20 protein-coding genes are annotated in these 20,613 nt (G+C 49.6%); 7 read left to right on the top strand and 13 right to left on the bottom strand.

The window, feature by feature from the left end:
- Window positions 1–238: 238 nt before the first annotated feature.
- From AC566Q_RS22515 to AC566Q_RS22485, 7 genes are all read right to left on the bottom strand, one after another.
- Complete coding sequence (locus tag AC566Q_RS22515) at window positions 239–1,690, bottom strand: NAD-dependent succinate-semialdehyde dehydrogenase (protein ID WP_499611261.1); 1,452 nt, start codon at window positions 1,688–1,690, stop codon at window positions 239–241.
- A gap of 80 nt (window positions 1,691–1,770) precedes the next feature.
- The gene (locus AC566Q_RS22510; protein WP_499611258.1) at window positions 1,771–2,175 is read right to left on the bottom strand and encodes a GFA family protein; all 405 of its coding nucleotides are present in this window, start codon (window positions 2,173–2,175) and stop codon (window positions 1,771–1,773) included.
- Window positions 2,176–2,300: 125 nt separating this feature from the next.
- On the bottom strand, window positions 2,301–3,485 hold the full coding sequence (locus AC566Q_RS22505) for a pyridoxal phosphate-dependent aminotransferase (protein WP_499611256.1): 1,185 nt from the start codon (window positions 3,483–3,485) through the stop codon (window positions 2,301–2,303).
- Window positions 3,486–3,790: 305 nt separating this feature from the next.
- A complete protein-coding gene (locus AC566Q_RS22500) occupies window positions 3,791–4,843 on the bottom strand; it encodes a DNA topoisomerase IB (RefSeq protein WP_499611253.1) in 1,053 nt (350 codons plus the stop codon).
- Between the two features lie 186 nt (window positions 4,844–5,029).
- Window positions 5,030–5,569: a porin family protein gene (locus AC566Q_RS22495; RefSeq protein ID WP_499611250.1), complete on the bottom strand. Its 540-nt coding sequence runs from the start codon at window positions 5,567–5,569 to the stop codon at window positions 5,030–5,032.
- 165 nt (window positions 5,570–5,734) lie between these two features.
- Window positions 5,735–6,043 (bottom strand): c-type cytochrome, encoded by a 309-nt coding sequence (locus AC566Q_RS22490; RefSeq protein ID WP_123323398.1) that lies wholly within the window; start codon window positions 6,041–6,043, stop codon window positions 5,735–5,737.
- Window positions 6,044–6,234: 191 nt separating this feature from the next.
- Complete coding sequence (locus AC566Q_RS22485; RefSeq protein WP_123323399.1) at window positions 6,235–6,678, bottom strand: Hsp20 family protein; 444 nt, start codon at window positions 6,676–6,678, stop codon at window positions 6,235–6,237.
- 252 nt (window positions 6,679–6,930) lie between these two features.
- On the opposite strand from AC566Q_RS22485, the gene AC566Q_RS22480 reads away from it, so the two are divergent.
- The 3 genes from AC566Q_RS22480 to AC566Q_RS22470 are packed head-to-tail and all read left to right on the top strand — an operon-like array spanning window position 6,931 to window position 9,579.
- Window positions 6,931–7,965, top strand: a complete 1,035-nt coding sequence (locus AC566Q_RS22480; RefSeq protein WP_499611234.1) for a 5'-methylthioadenosine/S-adenosylhomocysteine nucleosidase family protein — start codon at window positions 6,931–6,933, stop codon at window positions 7,963–7,965.
- Complete coding sequence (locus AC566Q_RS22475; protein ID WP_499611225.1) at window positions 7,965–8,948, top strand: hypothetical protein; 984 nt, start codon at window positions 7,965–7,967, stop codon at window positions 8,946–8,948. The genes AC566Q_RS22480 and AC566Q_RS22475 overlap by 1 nt, the downstream gene beginning before the upstream one ends.
- Window positions 8,949–8,961: 13 nt before the next feature.
- Entirely contained in the window at window positions 8,962–9,579 is a 618-nt protein-coding gene (locus AC566Q_RS22470) for a flavin reductase family protein (RefSeq protein ID WP_499611218.1), read from the top strand.
- Here AC566Q_RS22470 and AC566Q_RS22465 read toward each other — a convergent pair.
- Window positions 9,576–11,288 (bottom strand): GGDEF domain-containing protein, encoded by a 1,713-nt coding sequence (locus AC566Q_RS22465; protein WP_499611210.1) that lies wholly within the window; start codon window positions 11,286–11,288, stop codon window positions 9,576–9,578. The two genes, AC566Q_RS22470 and AC566Q_RS22465, sit on opposite strands and share 4 nt — an antisense overlap.
- Before the next feature lie 22 nt (window positions 11,289–11,310).
- On the bottom strand, window positions 11,311–11,754 hold the full coding sequence (locus AC566Q_RS22460; RefSeq protein WP_105936939.1) for a DUF2721 domain-containing protein: 444 nt from the start codon (window positions 11,752–11,754) through the stop codon (window positions 11,311–11,313).
- 198 nt (window positions 11,755–11,952) lie between these two features.
- Here AC566Q_RS22460 and AC566Q_RS22455 point away from each other — a divergent pair, with 198 nt between their 5' ends.
- From AC566Q_RS22455 to AC566Q_RS22440, 4 genes are all read left to right on the top strand, one after another.
- Window positions 11,953–12,552 (top strand): pentapeptide repeat-containing protein, encoded by a 600-nt coding sequence (locus tag AC566Q_RS22455; protein ID WP_499611204.1) that lies wholly within the window; start codon window positions 11,953–11,955, stop codon window positions 12,550–12,552.
- Window positions 12,553–12,640: 88 nt separating this feature from the next.
- Entirely contained in the window at window positions 12,641–12,928 is a 288-nt protein-coding gene (locus AC566Q_RS22450) for a peptidylprolyl isomerase (RefSeq protein ID WP_105936941.1), read from the top strand.
- Between the two features lie 3 nt (window positions 12,929–12,931).
- Entirely contained in the window at window positions 12,932–13,354 is a 423-nt protein-coding gene (locus tag AC566Q_RS22445) for a GNAT family N-acetyltransferase (RefSeq protein WP_499611200.1), read from the top strand.
- A gap of 297 nt (window positions 13,355–13,651) precedes the next feature.
- Entirely contained in the window at window positions 13,652–14,665 is a 1,014-nt protein-coding gene (locus tag AC566Q_RS22440) for a cytochrome-c peroxidase (RefSeq protein WP_499611197.1), read from the top strand.
- 26 nt (window positions 14,666–14,691) lie between these two features.
- Here the strand turns inward: AC566Q_RS22440 and AC566Q_RS22435 are convergent, their stop codons facing one another.
- The 4 genes from AC566Q_RS22435 to pedF form a co-directional block, all read right to left on the bottom strand.
- Window positions 14,692–16,803 (bottom strand): 4Fe-4S binding protein, encoded by a 2,112-nt coding sequence (locus AC566Q_RS22435; RefSeq protein ID WP_499611194.1) that lies wholly within the window; start codon window positions 16,801–16,803, stop codon window positions 14,692–14,694.
- A gap of 108 nt (window positions 16,804–16,911) precedes the next feature.
- Entirely contained in the window at window positions 16,912–18,606 is a 1,695-nt protein-coding gene (locus AC566Q_RS22430) for a PQQ-dependent methanol/ethanol family dehydrogenase (RefSeq protein ID WP_296047582.1), read from the bottom strand.
- Window positions 18,607–19,018: 412 nt separating this feature from the next.
- On the bottom strand, window positions 19,019–19,918 hold the full coding sequence (locus AC566Q_RS22425; RefSeq protein WP_499611191.1) for a substrate-binding periplasmic protein: 900 nt from the start codon (window positions 19,916–19,918) through the stop codon (window positions 19,019–19,021).
- Between the two features lie 37 nt (window positions 19,919–19,955).
- Window positions 19,956–20,402 carry a cytochrome c-550 PedF gene (pedF, locus tag AC566Q_RS22420; RefSeq protein WP_123323522.1) on the bottom strand — a complete coding sequence of 149 codons (447 nt, stop codon included), beginning with the start codon at window positions 20,400–20,402 and terminating at the stop codon, window positions 19,956–19,958.
- Between the last annotated feature and the right edge of the window lie 211 nt (window positions 20,403–20,613).

Raw genomic sequence — 20,613 nt, 5'->3', positions numbered from 1 at the left:
GCGAATTTACCCGTGTTTTGTTGATCTAAAACAGAGAGCGTTATCCCGGAAGTGTTGCCGACACTGTACGGGATCCCCTGGCATTAGTTTGTGTTGGAACAGTTAATGGCTAGCCAGACTGTTATGGCGATCCCGGATAAGTCCTGTGGACTTACCGGAGGTGAAGGTAGAAGAATAGTCAGGCTGTTATGGAGGTCCCGGATAAGTCCTTTGGACTTTCCGGGACAATTAAACAGGCTCAGGCCTGTTTAATTGCATAACACTGATATTTCATTTCCAGATACTCTTCGATGCCTGCGTGAGCGCCTTCGCGGCCCAGACCGCTGGCTTTTACCCCGCCGAAAGGGGCATTAGCCGCTGAGATGGCACCAGTATTAATACCGACCATACCGGATTCAATGGCATCTACCACGCGCTGTGTTCGATGCAGGTCGTCAGTGAAGAAATATGCGGCCAGTCCGAACGGGGTATCATTAGCGTACTCGATCACTTCTTCTTCCGTATCGAAGGGGATAATAGGGACCAGCGGGCCGAAGGTTTCCTCGCAGGTGCACTGTGCCGTTGGCGGTACATTGGTTAGTACTGTTGGCGTATACCAGTTGTCGCCGTTTGGCAGGCGTTTACCTCCGGTCAGCAATGTCGCACCGTTACTGAGCGCGTTGTCCACGTGCTCGGTTACCTTGTCGGCACCCGGCGCGTCAATAAGTGGACCAATATCAACACCTTCGTCGAGGCCGTTACCGACTTTAAGTGCTTCCACTTTTTTTACCAGTTTGGTCTGAAAAGCTTCCAACACGCTACGCTGCACATAAACCCGGTTGGGCGAGATACAGGTTTGCCCGGCGTTACGGAACTTGCCCTTCATGAGGCCATCTACGGCAAGGTCGATATCGGCGTCTTCGAATACGATAAAGGGGGCATTACCACCGAGTTCCAGTGACAATTTTTTCACATCCGGCGCGCATTTCTTCATTAATTGCGAGCCAATTTCGGTGGAGCCGGTAAAGGTAAGTTTGCGTACCGTGCTGTTTTCACACAGCGCGTCGCCGATAACACTGGCCTTACCGGTGATTACCTGAATAACGCCTTTGGGGATGCCGGCCTGGATTGCCAACTCACCCAGAGCCAGAGCCGTGAGGGGAGTCTGGCTGGCCGGTTTTACTATGATAGTGCAGCCAGCCGCTAGTGCTGGCGCCACTTTACGGGTAATCATTGCCGCGGGAAAGTTCCACGGTGTAATGGCTGCACAAACCCCCACAGGGTCGCGGGAAACCCGAATTTGCGTATCGGGTGTACCGGCCGGCAGAATTTCACCATTAATGCGCATGGCTTCTTCGGCAAACCATTTAACGTAGCTGGCGGCATAAGCAATTTCGCCTTTTGCCTCGGCCAGCGGCTTGCCCTGTTCCGTGGTCATGATGGTAGCCAGCTCGTCGGTGCGCTCCACCATGAGTTCGTACCATTTGCGAACCAGCTCACCACGCTCTGCGGGTGTTTTTTTGCGCCACAGTTTAAAAGCATCGTTCGCCGCCGTTACCGCCTGATTAACCGCATCAGCGTCCAGCTGTGGAATGGTCGCTATCACTTCTCCCGTGGCAGGGTTGTCCACTTCCAGACAGTCCGATGTCGTCACCCATTCTCCGTTGATCAGGCAGGCTTGTTTAAAGATGTCGATATCATTCAGGGTCATAAACGGTGTCCATTTTGGTTAAAAATAAGAGGTGTCCTCTACTTTGTACTGGTAACGGTCGGTGCGTAGATCAACTCTGTCTATTCCCCCGGAAATTGTTTAAACGAGCGAATACTGGCAAGAGAAGACTCCCACAGGCACTGGCTGGCGGTAAAAATATGCGCATCGGGTTGTTTAGTCGGAGGCGAGTTAAGGCTGCCAGCTGGCACTACAGCGGTGAGGTTGTCTGTCATAATATAAGGCAGCGCAGAGCCACAGGTTGCACAAAAACTTCTGGCGTGTCGGGTTGAAGGAAGCTGGAAATGACGGATATGTTCTTTACCCGTGAGCCAGGTAATAGCGTCTGCGTTGATAAACAGGTTAGCGGCAAATGCAGAGCCGGTATCTTTCTGGCAATGCTGGCAGTGGCAGATAAAAAAGTGGTCAAAATTATCGGCTACCGTAAAGGTTACCGCTGTACATAAACAACTGCCGTGTATAGCCATGCGCTTCTTCCTGAAGGGAAATAATAAGACTAATTAAAGCATAATTTGAAAGGGGCGGGGAAAAACTGAGAGGAAGGTGATACCGGCTCTGACCTGGAGGAACAGAGCCGGTATCACCTGAAGAACTAAGCTAAAACGGTTTTCAGAGCGCTTACACAGGCATCAGTTTCAGCGGGAGTACCCACGCTGATGCGTGACCACGAATCATAACCGGGCCAGGTTCTGCCTACTACTTTTACCCCTTGTTCGCGCATTTTAGCTGCGAACTGATCGTGAGGCATGCCGGTATCCACGTAGATAAAGTTACCCTGTGGGTTTTTCGCGTAAGGGCGGCCTAACTCTTCTGCTACGGCAGTTAGCTTGGCGCGCTCGGTCGCTACGCGCTTACGCATGGTGTTAAGGTTTTCGTGGTCGTCCATGCTTGCCATACCGGCAACCAGACCAAGGTAGTTAACCCCGCCCATACGCAGTTTACGGCCGATAGTCTGAGCCTGTTCGGCAGGCATAATGGCGTAGCCAAGACGTTGCCCTGCCATGGCGTGAATTTTTGAGAAGGTACGGCAAATAACCACATTGTAACCTTCAGCCGCCAGGCTCGACTGCACGTTACCAGGGTATCCCGCAGACATCTCGATATAGGCTTCATCAATAAATACCTGAGTCTTTTGCGATACGCGTTTGGCAAAAGCGGTCAGTTTGGCAGGATCCAGCTCGCGGCCGGTAGGGTTATTCGGGTTACAGATATAGACTGCTGTGGTCTCTTCGGTAACCGCCGCTTCAATAGCGTCCAGGTCAAAATCCATGTTGGCATCAAGTGGTACGTAAGTCACATCGGCACCCATGAATTCCGCACCACGAGGCACGCCTTCGTAGGTGGCCATTGAAGTAACCAGCTTGCCGCCATTTTGTGTGATCCAGTCGGCATAGCCAAACAGAATAGGTGATGAGCCATTAGTCACTACAATTTGATCCACCGACACGCCTTCTTGTTTGGCAATTTTTTCTTTTAGTACTGACGCGGTGGGATCGGCATAGCGGCACAGGTTAAACAGTTCGCCCTGCATGGCTTCTACCGCTTTGGCAGACGGGCCAAAGGCATTTTCGTTCGACGATAATCTGATTAATCCATCATTCAGATTGGGCGTGGCAGACGGAAAGTGTTCAGTCTTCATGCCCGCTGCGTTGAGTTCTTTAACCCCGGAATCTACGCAGGCAGCCAGGGCTGTTGCACCGGCTCCAAGTCCAACTGCTTTTAACCATTTACGGCGTGAGGAGTCCACTGGTGGCATATTTTGGATATCAGATTTCATAGGTCAGGTCACTCTGTCTTCAATATATAAAGTATACGGAGTATCCACATTAAAGGGTATTTGAGGTTGATGCAATAGGGCGATTTAAAGGCGTAAATCAGGGAGTTGGGTGATCTGAATGGTTTAAGAGATAAACGGGGCGTGAACAAAAAATTGAAAAAATGCAGCTGGTGCACCAGTTTTTGCGGTTTCAGGAGTGATTAATCCGGCAAATAAGCACTGACGATGAAACGTACATAAAGCGTTCAGTTGTCGAAAATCAGGGATAAAAAGCACTGTCGCTCAGGTTCAGCGATAAGTGCCTTTTACAGCAGCTTGAACGTAGCTCGCTCGCAATCAGAATGATCGGATGATAGCCAGTCGTTATCGTCGTCAAAATAGGGCAGTGCGCTTTTTCTCTCAAAACGTTCGGTCAGGGCGGTGAGTACTTTGGGGTGGATATAGTATTTCTCACACACCGCCGGGGTATTACCCAGTGTTTCTGCCACCAGTTTTACCAGCGTTGCGGTAAACTTGCGGCGTGGGTGTTCAGCAACCAGCGCTGCTGCCTCATGGGCTTGTTGCACGGCCAGTCGGGTGCCTGTCCAGGTACGAAAGTCCTTGGCAGAGACAGCCATTTCGGTGAGTGAGTGAAGGTACTCATTAACGTCGTCACTGAGCAAATCCTTCCACTGCCCGCCTTGCTTGTAACGTAAAACCGGGTAGCCGGGCCGGGCTGCGCTATCACAAATTAGCTGTGAGGCGGTTGGGTCGCTGATATCGATATGCCGCGTCTTGCCATGCTTACCGGTGAAGTGAAAGGCAAGTTCCTCACCTTCCTGTTCCATATGTTTGCGGCGGAGCGTTGTCAGGCCAACCGTACCATTTTTCTGCTGATATGCGCGATTGCCAATGCGAATGCCGGTTCTGTCGAGCAGCATAACTGCCAGTGCGCAGGAGCGCTGTAAATCCCACTTTTCGTGATTTAAGTGTTTCACATAGGTCTTACGGATCTGCGGCAGTACCCGGGCAAACTGTTTCAGACGGGCGAACTTTTCAGCCTGCTGCTGAGCTTCCCACTGCTGATGATAAATATATTGCTTGCGCTGACGCTGGTCGTAACCAAAAGCCTGCACCTTAGACAGTTCACACAAGCTAATGCGAACATCCTGCCACATAGGGGGAATGACCAAACCTCTGAAGCGCTTGAGCAACGTTTGTTCGGTAACTTTTTCGTTATCAGTCAGCAAATACTGAAACCCTCGCCCGCGTTTACGCCGGGTTACAAGAAAACTCTCACATTCGTGAATTTCTTCACTGGTGGTGGCCACGGCGCAGCAGTATTGCTTCACGCTGACTGGCGTTGTTCGGTTATGCATAAGTCCTTGTGGTCTGGATGGTTGTCCTTAAGCTTGTACGGTCAGACTGTGAAGAGGTTCAGAATTTTATAAAAGGCGGGAAGTATAAGGCAGAGTAGGTGCTTTCTTACAGTTAGGATCCATAAATCACCCCGGTAATAACCGGAGTGAGAATAGTCGTTGCATTTTTGGGGATCAAGCGGCTGGTTAAAAAGTGTAGCTAACACCTAATCCGTAGCTGTCGATGTCGGTAGTGTTACTGTTATTTCTTGCCGTGTAGTCAAAAGCTACTCGCCAGTGAGAAGTGAGGGCATAATCTACTCGGGCTGACCAGGCAAACCCATCTTCGGTTAACTCTTCGTGTGTTTGTGTTTCCGGGTCGACAAGAGTTAAATTTGTTGAAGCATAACCCAGGCCGAGATCAAAAAGAAAACCTTGTTTTCTGGGTGTCTGAAGGCGAATAAGCACGGCGTGAGAAGAATCCATCTCGGTGTTGATACTGGCTATAGTATCGTCCGATACTGACGTCGACGTTTGCGCTTCAATAGCAACACCTTTAAAAAGATAAACTCCAGCGCGCAAACCCATTGTAGCAAATCGCCCGTCGGCGTTAACGGGGTTTAGCGAAACACTCGTAGCCTGGGCGTCGGCCCCAACATAAAAGTCCAGTTTTTGCGGCGCATTTAGCGCTTCGACACTTGCAGTTAAAGAAGTAAAAACAGCACTCAGTGCGAGAATACGTTTCATTTATATCCCTATGAATCATTGATAAAGAACGCAGCGCAGACTACCCAAGTAGCAATGGAAAGTAAAATGTTTAATAGTTGGGCTGTGAGGTGCAGAGGGTAATAAACAATAGGCAGAAAAGGTGTGTTACGGGCCGCCTACGCTGGTAAAGGCCCGTAAAAGATTTTATTTCAATGATGCAAAGTAAGCGGCAAGATTGGCAATATCTTCATCTGATAGCGGCTTGGCCATCATGCCCATCATGGGATCTTTGCGTACATCAGCACGAAAATCCTTTAACTGTTTTTCCAGGTAGGCGGCTTTCTGACCGGCTAGGTTAGGCCACATAGGACTGGGGCTGATCCCCGCCGGACCATGACAGGCGGCACATTGTCCTGACAGAGCTTTACCTTTTTCAATATCCGCTGCAGCAACTGAAAAGTTGACGAGCGAAAGAGTAAAGGTCAAAGCGCCAAGTGATACTATTTTTTTCATTTTTCTAACTCCAAAAAAAGCACAATGCTTAAGATTGAGTATCGTACATTTCTTGTAAAAAAAAAGTAAAATAACTAGTGGCGATTTTGACTATACGTACGAGGCAATGGTGTTAGGAGTATGTGGCAGGCGCTACAAAAAAAGCGGCGCCAAGAAGGCGCCGAACATGAAAACACAAGGTGAGGGAGGTGTTATTCGCTCTCGAATAAGCGCCCACCTATTTCTATCTTACGTGGCTTCTTAGCTTCTGGGATCACTCTTTCCAGATCAACATGTAATAAGCCGTTTTCCAGGTCGGCCGCGAGTACCTTTACGTGGTCGCCAAGCTGAAATTTGCGCTCGAAGTTGCGCTCGGAAATACCTTTATGCAGGAACTTCCGCTCTTGTTTATCGGCGTCGCTGTTTTTAGTGCCAGTGATCGATAAGGTGTTGTCTTCTACAACAATATTGATGTCGTCTTTGCTAAAACCGGCAATCGCCATGGTAATTCGGTATTTGTCTTCCGCCAGTAATTCAATGTTGTACGGCGGGTACGTGCTTTGCTTTTCAGCACGGCTGGCAGCATCAACTAACGATGCAAGGTGATCAGAACCAATGAATGAACGGTAAAGTGGAGATAGATCGATAGAACGCATAGTCATATCCTTTATTAAGCAATATGTTTAAAAATTAAATGCCCCGATAATCGGCGGCGGTGTTGTCGGCCTTACTGTTAAGCACCGACAATTCTAAAGTAGGGCCGGGTTAAATTTATTCAAGGCAAAAATTTAAATTTTTTTCGACCAGTTTGCCAAACCCTACGAGAAAGGGCCTCACTGCTTCAGGCCAAAGCCTGATAGCATGGTCAGTATTAACCTATCAAAGTCGTTTTGTTTAAGGGATATCACATGTCTTACCGACCTTTTACCCGCCAGGTCCAATCGGTTCGCCTGGTCATTGTTGCTGTGCTGCTGGTGGTTACCACGGCGTGTCAGAATACGTCGTCTCCTACTGGCACTGCCTACGGGCCAAAGTTTGCTGAGCATGATCAGGGCTTTACCGCAGTTGTGGTGGCCTATGCTCCGGAGATGGAAGGTATTCTGGGGCGCATCGAAGCCGATCCCAATGCCAGCATCACTCAAATGGTGACCTACAAGGGAATCAAATACCGCATTGGTAAATATCATGATGAACCAATTTTGATTTTTGCTACCGGCATGAGCATTGCCAATGCGGCGATGAGTATGCAAATGGCGTTTGATTATTTCCCGGTTAAGCAAGTGGTGTACATGGGGATTGCCGGGGCAGTGAATCCGGAGTGGCAGCCTGGTGACGTGATTGTGCCTCAGCGTTGGTATTACCACGACGAGAGCGTGTATGCGAATCCGGATCCGAACAATCCCGGCGAATCGGTGTTACCAGCCTATTATGCGCGCTTTATGGCCGAGCAACCGGCTCGTAAAGCGGCCGACCCGCATTATCCAGACTATAAGCCGTTCCATTTTGTGCATCCCGACGAAGTGTTAATCATTAAAGACGGCATGGATAAACCACAGGATACTGCGTATTTTTCAGCATCGCCCCGTTTATTGAGCGCAGCTGAAAGTGCCATGGCTAAAATGCCGGCACAAATGATTCTCGGTGAACGCAAAGCTAAGTTAAGCGTTGGTGGTAACGGTGTTACCGGCTCAGTGTTCCTCGATAACCGCGAATACCGCAAATGGACCCGCGAAGTGTTTAATGCCGAAGTCACCGAAATGGAATCCACCGCGGTTGGCCAGGTGTGTACGGTTAACGAAGTCGACTGGGTGATTATCCGCGCCATCAGCGATCTGGCCGGTGGCCAGGAGGGCGTTAACGTAGAGCATATTTACGATAAAGAAGTTTCCCGGGTAGGCGCTAATGTGTTGTTCGCCGTGATGGACGAGCTGGCGGCACAATAATGAAGCGCCTGTTCTGCTCTGTGTTGGTATGGATGTGCGCCATAGTCCCGGTGGCAGTTAGCGCACAAACCAGCGAACCGGTCGGCAATCCAGTCGGCAATCCAGTCGGCAATCCAGCCGGTAATAAATCCGGAAGGCAGGCACTGGCCCGCAGTTACGCCGAAATTGTCGGTCGGCTGGCATTAACCGATAAGTTATTCGCGGCGATGACAGAGCAGTGTGATACCAAAGTTGCCATGCCCAGCCAGTCTTATTCGGCTATCGATTACGCACTGCGTATGCAAACCAATATGAGCTTCTTTCAGTGGCGCAAGCAGTTTAGCGACCCCGCTCAGGAAGCTAAACTGGTAGAACAACTGATGAGTAGCACCCTTACCGATATTGGCGGCTGTGAAGAAAGCGCTGTTCAGCAATGGTTTGCCGGGATGCTGCAAAATATGTTGCAGCCCTCTATTGAGCAGTTAACCGAATTGCCCGATTTGCTGGGTATATCGCGGGATAAACCGGATGAAGAGCAACTGGTAAGGGTATTTATTCATCAGCTAGCTCGTTATCAGCAGTTATCGGTAGCCGAAATTCGCGGGCTGGCCATGGCGCTGGAAAGCGGTATGTACCGCTACAGCATGGTTGCCTTTACTAATCAGATCACCAAAGATTACCCGCAATCGGTAGCGCTCCGGGAGTATGTATATCAACAGACCAACACGGCCGGTGATTTATACGAACTGGCCGACAGCCTGCGCTTTACCGACCGCGAAAGAGCCGTAACCTTGTTTGGCGAGGCGGCGGAGCAGGGCAGCTTTGTTGCCCAGCGCTGGTATGGCAACTACCAGGCATGTGTGGGAAATACTGAACAAGCCCTGCAATGGCTTAATAAGGCCAGGCAAAATGAGCCCGATGAAGCCTCATTTATCGACGACATTATTAGCGAAATACAGGAACTGGGCGAACCAACAAATTGTCTGGACGGCTGGGTTTACTAAAGGAGAAATGCATATGTCTGATACATTTTATTCCTATCAGTTAAGTAATGGCCACGGGCTGCCTCATGACCCTTTTAAAGCCATTATAGCGCCGCGACCTATAGGCTGGATTGCCTCTGAAAATCAAAGCGGTATTGCCAATCTGGCACCATACAGTTTCTTTAATGCCTTTAACGGTGCGCCGCCAATTATTGGTTTCGCCAGCGTAGGCTTTAAAGACAGCGTAAGTAATATTAAGGCGACCGGTGAATTTTGCTGGAGCCTGGCAACACGGGAGCTGGCTGATGCCATGAATGCCTCCAGTGCTGGCGTGGATCCTGAGATAGATGAATTTGAGCTGGCTGGCTTGCAAAAGCGGTCATCCACGTTGGTCAGGGTGCCTCACGTTGCCGTCAGCCCGGCTTCAATGGAGTGTAAGGTTACCCAAATCATTCAGCTCAATGACATGCACGGTGAGACTTGCGATACCTGGCTGGTGCTCGGACAAGTAGTGGCGGTGCATATTCAGAAAGCGTATTTAAACGACGGCGTGTTTGATACGGCTGGGGCTAATTCGATTATGCGGGCCGGTGGCCCCGGCGATTATTTTGGTGTGTCGGCAGAGGCAAAATTCTTTATGGGGCGGCCTTAGCCCCCGCCTTTGCATAAGCGGTTACGGCCGCTGTGCTTTGCCTGGTAGAGCAGTTCGTCAGCGGCCTGCACCAGCGCCTCAACAGACTGCTCGCCGTTACCGGCTACTGCCCCCATACTAAATGTGACGGTAAGTTTATGTTCACCGGCGGTTATGTCGCGGATTTCTTCCTGCATACGGCTAAACAGCCCGTCTACTGCATCGAGGCGGGTGTTAGTCATAATAATAAGCCATTCCTCGCCGCCCCAACGCCCGAGCCGATCTTGCTGGCGGATCAGCGCATTGGTGCGCCGGGCAAACTCGGTTAACACTATATCGCCGGCATCATGGCCGTAGGTATCATTGATTGTCTTAAAATGATCGATATCGGCCAGCGCGACCACAAAAGGCTGGCCAAGCTGTTTGCTGCGGTCTGCGACTTGTCTGGCAAACAGCTGGATCGCCCGGCGATTTAGTACCTGCGTGAGGCCGTCGGTATTGGCGAGTTTTTCAAAATGCACTGCTGCCTTGCGTTTTTTAACAAACAATAAGGTGAGTACTGCCAATGCCAGAATGGCTGATACCAGTGCCAGCAGGTAGATGAGTCGCTGCTGATTTTGCTGTTCAGCTGCCAGTGCCTGTAAACGGGATTGCTGGCGTGCCTGCTCAAGCTCCCGGGCCTGGCTAACCATCTGAAAGCCGGCATACTCTCTGGCCAGCGCATTATTGCGGGCAAGTTCCTGGTTCAGCGCGACGGCCTGCTGCAATGTTGCAGTAGCCTGCTGCCAATTCTGACTGGCAGTGGCTCGCTCGACCTCTAACTTAAGTACCGGCAACTGCTCTTTGAGGCTGAGCTGATTGGCAGAAAAAGCCAATAGTTGTTCTACAGCATGTGGTGAAGGCGTGTTGTCTGTTTCCAGCAGGTATAAACGAATCAATACTGCTTTGGCGTCTAACGCTTCAGCTAATAGGTATGCCTCTTCGAGCAGTGCTTGGGCAGTCGATTGGTCATTATCTTCCAGCGCCTGGCGAACTAATGCTTCCAGGGCATGCAGTTTGACCAGCGTTTGAGGTAGGGCTGAGTAATCATCGAGGACGGCAAGGGTGTCTGCAAGTTGTTGCTGGGTTTGCGGGATATGCCATAACAGCGATGCAGCGCGAACCCGAATGTATTGAGCCGGATGCGTAAGCAATGGCAGCAGTAATTCCCTCACCGACTGATAAAACTCTATCTCGTAATGAATATCGGCAACCGCCAGGTTGATAGCCGCCATATCATCGGCGGCGTTCAGAGCCGCGAGAAGAAGTTCTGTGCTAATAATGTGGCTAATCGACAAGGCTTGTTTGTATTCGCCGGTATGCAACGAATAAAGGGCCATCAGGTGGTAATAAGCTGCCTGATGCCGCCGGGGCAGCGGTGTAAAATCCTGTTGCAGTAATCGGTCAAACGCCTGTTGGGCTGAATCGCCGTCATTACGGCGATGAATAAAAGTAAACAAGGTTGCCGCATCGGCAATAACCTCAATGTCAGGCGACAGAGTGCTTGCGCAATGTTGAGCAATATCAGTGTTGATTGCCTGTACTTCACTAAGATGCAGAGAATACAACGCGGCCGTTAATTTGCTGGCGAATTGTGACGCGCTTAAACATTGCGAGTTTGTAGCCTGAGCGGCAGCCTGATTGCTAAGCAGCGCCAGTGCAGCAAAAACAAAACAACCAAATCGCAACAAAGCTCTCTCCGTTGGGTAGTGATTACTTAATTGTCCTAATGACTCTTATAGTGGCAGTCGCCAGTTTCACTTCTGCAAGAAACAAGGTCAGTGCTGAAATTAACAATAGCATTGTCAGAATAAAAAGGGTGACAACCAGCACATTAAGTTTGACCTGCCATAGCTCCCCGGCAAATAAACTCATTATCACGCCACACACCATTACCGCAGACGCAGTACAAAAACCGATGGACCAGTTGATTAACTTAACCCGGCGCCACAACAAGATGATCTCCCGGCGTAAGCGGGTGTTTTGCTCTGCTTCTGTCTGACTGTTCATTTCCTTTTCGGCTGAACGAACCCGGTCGGTAATGCGCCCTAGTCGCCCGGACATGACGTTAAGAAAGCCGGCTATACCAGCGAGTAAAAATACCGGGGCAACGGCAATTTCAATCAGGGTCGACAGTGACGGGATCAAAGCTTCCATTTTTTCTTATTTAAAGCGCACAATTTCGCCTTTATACCACAGAAAAGCAGACGGTTGGCAGTTCAGAGTGCTGTGAGCTTAGGCGACTATGGTTATCAGGCTTTGCTTCGTGTAGTACAGCAGTCATAATACATCCCCACATCTGGGATGAAACACGCTGCCTGCTTGCAGTCAGCTTAACAGCAAAAACGGAAGAATATGGATAAACTAACCGACGCCGGCGACTATTTCGAAGACACCTTTAAAGGCCTGATATGGACCGAAAAGCGGCTATCCGGAGCAAGCTTTGAAGAATGCGAGTTTATCGATTGTGACTTTTCCGATAGCCGGTTTCAGGGCTGTAAATTTACCCAATGTGAGTTTATCCGCTGTAACCTTAGCCTGGCGGATATGGCTAACAGTCAGTTATATGGCCTGACGTTTAAGGATTGCAAACTGGTGGGCGTCGACTGGACGAAAGCTGACTGGCCGCAATACTACCGTGATTTTGAGCTTAAGTTTCAGCGTTGCTTACTTAACGACGCGTCCTTTTACGGCCTCACCCTGAATGAACTGGTGCTGGATGAATGCAAGGTGCATGATGCTGACTTTCGCGAAGGCAACTTTGCCGACAGTCAGATGACACACTGCACCTTTGATCGCAGTTTGTTTATGCACACCAATCTTGAGCGCGTTGATTTTAGCGATTCTACCGGGTGTTCTATTGATGTGCTGGCTAACGAGCTCAAAGGCGCCACCTTTTCCAGTTTCGAGGCAGTGCATTTACTGGAGTCCTTAGGCATAGTGCTGGTGGATTAGAGTAAGCGCGGCAGCGTTACAACCTGCATATCCAAATATCCGCCGCTTACAGGTATAATGCCAGCAAACCTGCATTAGAGGATTTCATATGGCCACCGCCGCCGCAGTACACATTCTGGTAAGAACCGAAAAAGAAGCGCAACTACTTCTAGCCCAGCTCAAAAAAGCCAAGGGTAAAAACTTTGCCGCCCTGGCCCGCAAGTTTTCAATTTGCCCCTCTGCCAAACGCGGCGGTGACTTAGGTGAGTTTAAACGTGGCCAAATGGTAAAGCAGTTCGATGACGTGGTATTTAAAAAAGACATCCTCACCATCCACGGACCGGTAAAAACCAAGTTCGGTTATCACCTGATCAAAACCTTGTATCGCAACGACTAAAGCATGGCGCTAACCATCCGCGAAATTGACTGGCAGGATACCTTGTCAGTCAGGCATCAGGTGCTGTGGCCCGATAAACCCGTCTCGTTTTCCCGGGTCGATGGAGATGAAATCGCTACCCACTACGGGGCATTCACCGATGGGAAACTGGTTTGTGTAGCATCTGTTTACCTGCGCGAAGATAGTGCCAGACTAAGAAAGTTTGCAACGCTGCCAGGCTATCAGGGCAGGGGAATTGGCAGTAAGGTACTTGCAAAGGCCATAGAACAACTCAAACAACAAAATATCAAACGCTTCTGGTGTGACGCCCGAACGACGGCAACGGCTTTCTATCAGAAGTTTGGCCTCTCAGTGGAAGGCCGTGAGTTTGTTAAATCAGGGGTAAGTTACTTTCGCATGAGCGTTAGCTGGCCCGAAGTTGACTGACTACTGAATAGCAAAATATTTGCCCCGATAGTCTCACTCAATACGTCCCCCAGGGAAACAACTATGCACTGCAATAATGCAGCCTGACAAACTTGTCATGTGGCTTGCCATTATTGGCAGTTAACTTTTCATGTGGATGTAAATAAAATGTTGAAAGTGCGGCAGTTTTTACTCTGAAATTAGCCAAAACAGTGACTTTATACCAAAAATATAAGCTGCTTTTGGTATTCCTTGAACAGGCATAAAGGTTGCTTTGTAGTATGTGTTTCTTCTTCATCATTTTCGGATACTCATACTATGGATATTAAAAAACTCGTCCTGGCCGTCATGATTGGCGGCGTGACCACCACAGCAATGGCGGTGGATAAAAACGCGGTACGTACTCAGGCTAAAATGATGCACGGACCGATCCCGGCAACCATGCCTGGCGCAGAAGTGGATACGCCGGCATTAATCGATTTGGGTGAGCGCCTGTACTTCGAAACGGCGTTATCAGCCGATGGCAGCCAGTCGTGCAATACCTGTCACCGCATCGATGGTGGTCGGGGCGGCGTCGATAACGAAGCTACTTCACTCGGCGTGAAAGGAGCTCGTGGCGATCGTAATTCACCGTCTGTGTGGAATGCAGGTTTTCATGTGGCGCAGTTTTGGGATGGCCGTGCTGCCGATCTCGCCGCTCAGGCCAAAGGGCCTATTCTCAACCCGGTAGAAATGGCGGTGCCAGATGAGAAAACGGCGGTTAATAACCTCAAAGAGGAAGGCTACGAAACGCTGTTTGCAGAAGTTTTCAAAGGCGAAGCTGAGCCACTTACCTACGACAACGTAGCTAAAGCCATTGGCGCTTTTGAGCGTACGCTTATTACCGTGGATCGCTTCGATAAGTTCCTGGCCGGCGACGATACCGCCATGACCGAAACTGAACTCAAGGGCTACCAGACTTTTCTGCAATCGGGCTGTGCTTCCTGTCACAATGGTGCGCTGTTTGGTGGTTCCATGTACATGAAAATGGGGTTGATTAACGCCTACGAAAACACCCACGATCTGGGACGTTTCGCGGTAACCAACAACCCGGCTGATAAATATGTATTTAAGGTACCAAGCCTGCGTAATATCACTAAAACCGCGCCCTATTTCCATGATGGAGCGGTAGCCGGGCTGGACGAGGCGGTTGCACAAATGGCATGGATGCAGTTAGGTCGTAAGCTGAGTGATCAGGAAGTCTCTGAAATTGTGGCTTTCCTGGGTGCGCTGGAAGATACCCATACCATTACGGTTAAGTACTTAAACAGCGGTGCTGAGGTGGGTCAGTAAGGCTTAAAGTAGCTCCCTGAAGGGAGCTACTTTACTTCTGTAGCCAGCGAGTCGGCGATATCCGGTTTGGCTCGTCTGGTCTTCTTGGCCTTTTTAAGTGGCGGGCACAAGTCGTCATTATTGTAATAAACAATACACTCCAGACACTGCACACATTCGTTATAGTCTACCTTGCCTTGTGGTGTAATCGCCTTGATGTCGCACTTGTGATAGCACATGGTACAGGGCTTACCGCACTCCTTGCGGCGGGTTAACCATTCAAATTTATGGAAGTAGCCAAGTACTGCCAGTCCGGCACCTAACGGGCACACGTAACGGCAATAGAATTTATTAATAAACAAACCGAGCCCGAGCAATACCAGGGTGTAGAGCACAAATGGCCAGTAGCGCACAAAATGCAGGGTAATGGCGGTTTTAAACGGTTCTACTTCGGAGAGCACTTCGGCAGCCGACAGAGAATAATAAGAGGTACCGGCCAGGCCGATTAAAATGGCGTATTTAATCCACCACAGGCGGCGGTGCAGCGAAAAAGATATTTTATACTGGCGAATGCGGAAGCGCTTAGCAACCCAGCCGACCATTTCCTGCAGGGCCCCAAAGGGGCATAGCCAGCCACAGAAAATCCCGCGGCCAACAATAAACAGGCTGATAAACACATACAGCCACAGGATAAACAGCACCGGATCCATCAGATACACCTGTAAATCAAAGCCATTGATAAAGCTTTGCAGAATGGGGTAGATGTTAACAATCGACAGCTGCCCCTGGGCATACCAGCCAATAAAGAACAGGGTGAAAAACATAAAGCCCCAACGCACCTTACGAAATAGTGGCTCATTAGCAGACAGCTTGTGTTGGAAGGCAAAGATGGCGGTAACAGCAATCAGACTCAGCACTAAAATGGTAATGGTATGCCAGCGCATCTTCCACACTCTTACCCATGCCGGTAGTGGCTCTTCCATCACCTCTACCTCGGCGATATCAAACAGGGTTTCAGGCAGGGCATAGTCGCTGGAAAACTGCGCCTGTTGTTTGATGAGGTGGTTCTTCGCCACCTCGACATTCAGATTCAGCTGCATTGGCACACTGGGGTTAAAGCCTGATTGTGTATTAACCGCGAACAGCTGCAAATCTTCTGTAGCGGCAATATCGCCCTGTAGCGCCTGTGGCTCGAAACTAAAAAAGTTGAGGTCGCGCATGGCAAACGGCAGTTCATTTTGCGTCAGGCTTACCTGGCTGGGTACCGTGCCGGGCTTAAAGTCGGCATCGAGGTAGCTGAAGTAGCCTTCCGACATCACCATAAACGCCTGCTCGTTAGGTTTCAGCATTGACTGTAGACGGTTAAAGGCGTCGTCACCGAGCAGGTTACGACCGATGAGCGGTGAGTTCAGGTACGCGTAATACACCGTGAATGTATCGTTAAAGTCGGTGTCGAAGGTCTCTGACGGGTAATCATCCAGGTCGCTGCCGAGTGCATCCTCAAAGCTTTCACGACTGATCTGCCACTCTTTCAGGTAGCCCTTTTCGAGCAGCTGGGCCGTAGTAAGGGGCTCGTAATTATCCTGCTTAGCAGTGGCCGCAGGAGCGCTGGCAAAGCCGGTGAGCTTGTTTCTGGCAACCTGTAGCGCAGAGAGTAACACCGTGTCACTCATAACAATTACCGACACGGTGGCTTTAGTCACGCCGTCTACGTGTACGGTGTTATCGTTCGGGTTGGTGTCGTTAGACGCGCTGTCGACAATGACGCGGTTAGACACGTTCTGACCAATATACTGGTCGAGAAATTTCAGCATGGGTTCTGGCCCCAGGCCGTGTAAAAAAATAGGTTCGTGATGGTGCAGAATATCGATGCCGACAATATTGCCTTCCACATCGATGCCTATAAGCAGGTTAATGCGGTCGCCGGAAAAGCCGGGTAACTCAACCAGGTCGTTACTTTGAAAGGCGTAACCAAGGAGTTCCTGTAACTGATAAACGGGGTAAACGGGATAGTCAGCTTGCTTTTCGCCAATCACTGTGGCTTTGGGAAACAGTTGCTGAATGCGTTCCGGGGTAATACTTTCTTCGGCGTGGCTGACAGAACAAATACTGCAGCAGATAACTAACCAAATACCGAGAACAAATGTGAAACGTTTCATTGGGCTCCCTGCAGTGGGTGGGGCAAGTAGCGATGACTAAACTACCAGCCCCGAGGAGAAAAAACGCGACAAACCCGGTGGGACTAAAACGGTTTGTCGCGGTGCCTCTTAGCTACGAGGCAATTTGAACGTCCAGACAGTACCACCCTGGTTAATGTCTTTAACTTTCTTGGCAACTTCACCACCCCACAGAGGAACGGCGCCACCCCATCCAGATACGATGCTCAGGTATTGCTCACCGTCCTGTTCCCAAGTGATTGGAGAACCAACGATGCCTGAACCAGTATTGAACTTGTAAACCACTTCACCAGTTTTGGCGTTGAAGCCGTACAGGTAGCCTTCAGGTGTACCAGTAAATACCAGGTTACCTGCAGTGGCTAACACACCGCCCCACAGAGGCGCGTTGTTTTTGAATTCCCAAACAATTTCACCGGTTTTAGGGTCAACGGCTTTAAGTGAACCGATGTGGTCGTAGATAGGTTTGATAGTGAAACCAGAACCCATGTACGCAGCACCTTTTTTGTAGTTAACTGGCTCATTCCAGATGACCATGCCCCATTCGTTTGAAGGCACGTAGAACAGACCAGTGTCCTGGCTATAGGCCATAGGCATCCAGTTTTTACCACCTAAGAATGAAGGTACGGCCCATACGGTTTTACCTTTTTTACCGTCTTCACTTTCAGCCGGGTTGCCAGGACGCATTGCTTCGTCGTAAATCGGACGACCATTTTTGTCCAGACCTTTGGCCCAGGTGATGCCGCTTACAAATGGGAAGCCACGAATGAAGTCGCCATTTTCACGGTTCAGAACATAGAAGAAGCCGTTACGGTCAGCCGTTGCTGCTGCTTTTACGGTTTTGCCACGATCTTTGTAGTCAAACGCGATTAATTCGTTAACACCGTCGAAATCCCAACCATCGTGTGGTGTGGTCTGGAAGTGCCATACGATCTTACCGGTGTCAGGGTCGATAGCCAGACGCGAAGAGCTGTACAGGTTATCACCAGGACGTAAGTGAGAGTTCCACGGCGCAGGGTTACCAGTACCCATAAAGATCAGGTCCTGATCCGGGTCGTAAGTGCCGCCTAACCAGGTTGCTGCACCACCGGTTTTCCACAGGTCGCCAGTCCAGGTTTTGTTTGCTTCACCACCAGTGATGCCGTTTTCTTTACCGTTCAGGTAACCCATGTGACCTTCAACAGTAGGGCGCGACCATACCAGTTCACCGGTTACTGCATCACGGGCTTCAACTTTACCCACGATACCGAATTCACCACCGGAAATACCGGTTACTACCATGCCTTTAACAATCATAGGCGCAGCAGTAAATGAATAACCCGCCTTGTAATCGCCCAGAGTTTTGCGCCATCTTGGCTTACCGGTTTTCTGGTCAAGTGCTACCAGTTTGGCATCCAGGGTACCGAAGATAACTACGTCATCATATAACGCCGCACCACGGTTGATTACGTCACAGCAAGGCATGATGCCGTCGGGTAAACGAGCTTCCCATTGCCATAATTCATCACCAGTTTCTACGTCGATAGCGTAGATACGAGAGTAAGAAGCGGTAACGAACATAATGCCGTCTTTAACCAGTGGCTGTGATTCCTGACCACGTTGTTTCTCACCACCGAAAGAAAAGGCCCAAACCGGACTCAACTTCTTAACGTTGCTAGTGTTCATTGTGTCGATTGGACTAAAGCGCTGTCCACGTGGACCAAGGCCATAGCTGACCACGTCACCTGGGGTTGCCTGGTCATTGACGATATCTTTATCTGTCACTTTGGCCTGGGCCATGCCAGTCATAGCACCAAGGGACAGGGTTAAACAGAACGCAGAGCTGAGTAAGCGGCCTGAAACTCTTTTACTTTTCATCAGATTTCTCCAGTGTTTCAACGGGGTTTGGTACCCTTTGTTACAACGTCCGCGGCTTGTTCATCAAAAAGCATGCGACTGTTGAGTGTTGTTTTCGTCCACTAGGTGAGTATAGAACACCATACTTACCTAAGAGTCCTCAGAATTAGTATCAGTCATCATTTTGTTAACAACCATTAAACCTTGGGTTATCATTTTTAGTTCGTTGGTAGTAATACTTCGCTGAAGGGCTTATAAATCGTGGCTTTGACGGTGTATGAGAGGAACGATAAATAGTAAAAAAGGCCGCATTTTAAAGTGAAAAATAGCGGCCTTTCGAAGTCTTGTAAAAAAAATGTAATGCTTATTCGGTGCGGTGGTAATCGGGGATTTCGTAGCTCAGGCCGTACTCTAAAAACAGTGCTTCCATTTCGCCGTTTTTAATCATCGGTTCGGTGATTGCCTGGATTGCATAAGCCAGCTCCCGATAATCTGTCTTAACTGCCATGCCAATATCCCACGACTTAATGCTCATAGCGGCCAGGCCGTCAGCACTGATGTCGTATTGCTCGGGAAGCGGCGCGAATTCGGTTTTGTTAACGTCTCCTGAGGTACTCATTCCCCATTGCAACTGGCCTTTCATTCCGGCCACTGCATCCACTTTACCTTCCTGCAGCAGTTTGATGCCGTCGAACACCGAGTCCACATGCACCAGCTTGTCACGCAGGCGGCCACCAATAGTTGCACCGAGGAAGAAGCTGGGTAATGAATCAAGCTCTACCGCAACCGGTTCATACTGGAATATGGCAAGAGTGCGAATATCATTGGTTTTTTCGTGGTCACGCAATAGTGCCCAGCTTTCCTGTTGATAGGGGCCGAACATTACCACCAGGTCATTCTTGGGCAAGCCGTAACCGTCAATGGCATAGGCAAATTTACGATCGTAAGGTACCCGGAGCATCAAGTCGGCTTTCTGGCGGGTAATGATATGTCCTTTCCAGATCGCGTTGCGCAGGTCATCCTCGAGGTTTTCGTCAGCGTTGATCCACATCCACTCCAGATCAACGCCCAGTCCCGCCGCTATACGTTTACCTACTTCAATATCTACACCGGCAGGTTCGCCGTCCTTGAGGTAGGAGTACGGGGGGAAGTTGTTGTAGACAGCAATGGTTATCTGGCCTTGCTCAAGAATATCCTCATAACTTTTAGCCATAACAGACGTGGCTATTAAACTACAAATCAGAAGAACAACTCTTACTACCATTACTGCCCCTTAACTATGAATTGATCAGGTATGCGGCTTACTCTGGCACGCCGCGAGTTTCGATGTACGCTTTGATTGCCCACATTGCTTCCTGAGAAAGAATACCTTCAAACGGAGGCATGTAAACACGGCCATCGACCACAGCACCGTTACGGATACGTGTCATAAACCAGCCGTCGGCTTCTTCCTGGCTGAAGAATTCAAACTCATCGTTTAGTTTACGCAGATCAGGCGTGATTCCGCCAGAAATAACTTCCAGACCATGACAACGGGCACAGTTCTGGTTGTAAGCTGAGTCACCGATTTTAATCGCCAGCTCATTGCCAGTGTAAGGGTTAGTCTTCAGCCACTCATCACCTAATTGTGGTAATTCACTGGTGTCTACTGCTTGCGGCGTTACATCACCGTGAGCCATTGCATTAGCGGTTACCAGGGTCAGTACCGCCAGCATCGCGCTGCGCAAAATAGTTAAATACATCTTCATCTCGGTTTCTCCAAAAGCTGCCACATTGAGTTGTCATGCCGTTAAATGTTGCAGGGAAGTAAAAATAGTCATCAATAAGTTTTCATGTCTACAACAAAGCACAGGGTGAAAGTTAGGAGATCTGGGGTTTCCTTCCAATTGTACTTAGGTAGTAAACCTTTCATCCTTTTTGCTCATTTCAACTGTGTACAATCATGCTCTACTATTGCAC

The sequence above is a fragment of the Alteromonas sp. H02 genome, assembly GCF_059682525.1.
Note: the sequence above shows the minus strand (reverse complement) of the source record. Positions and strands in the feature narration are given on the sequence as shown.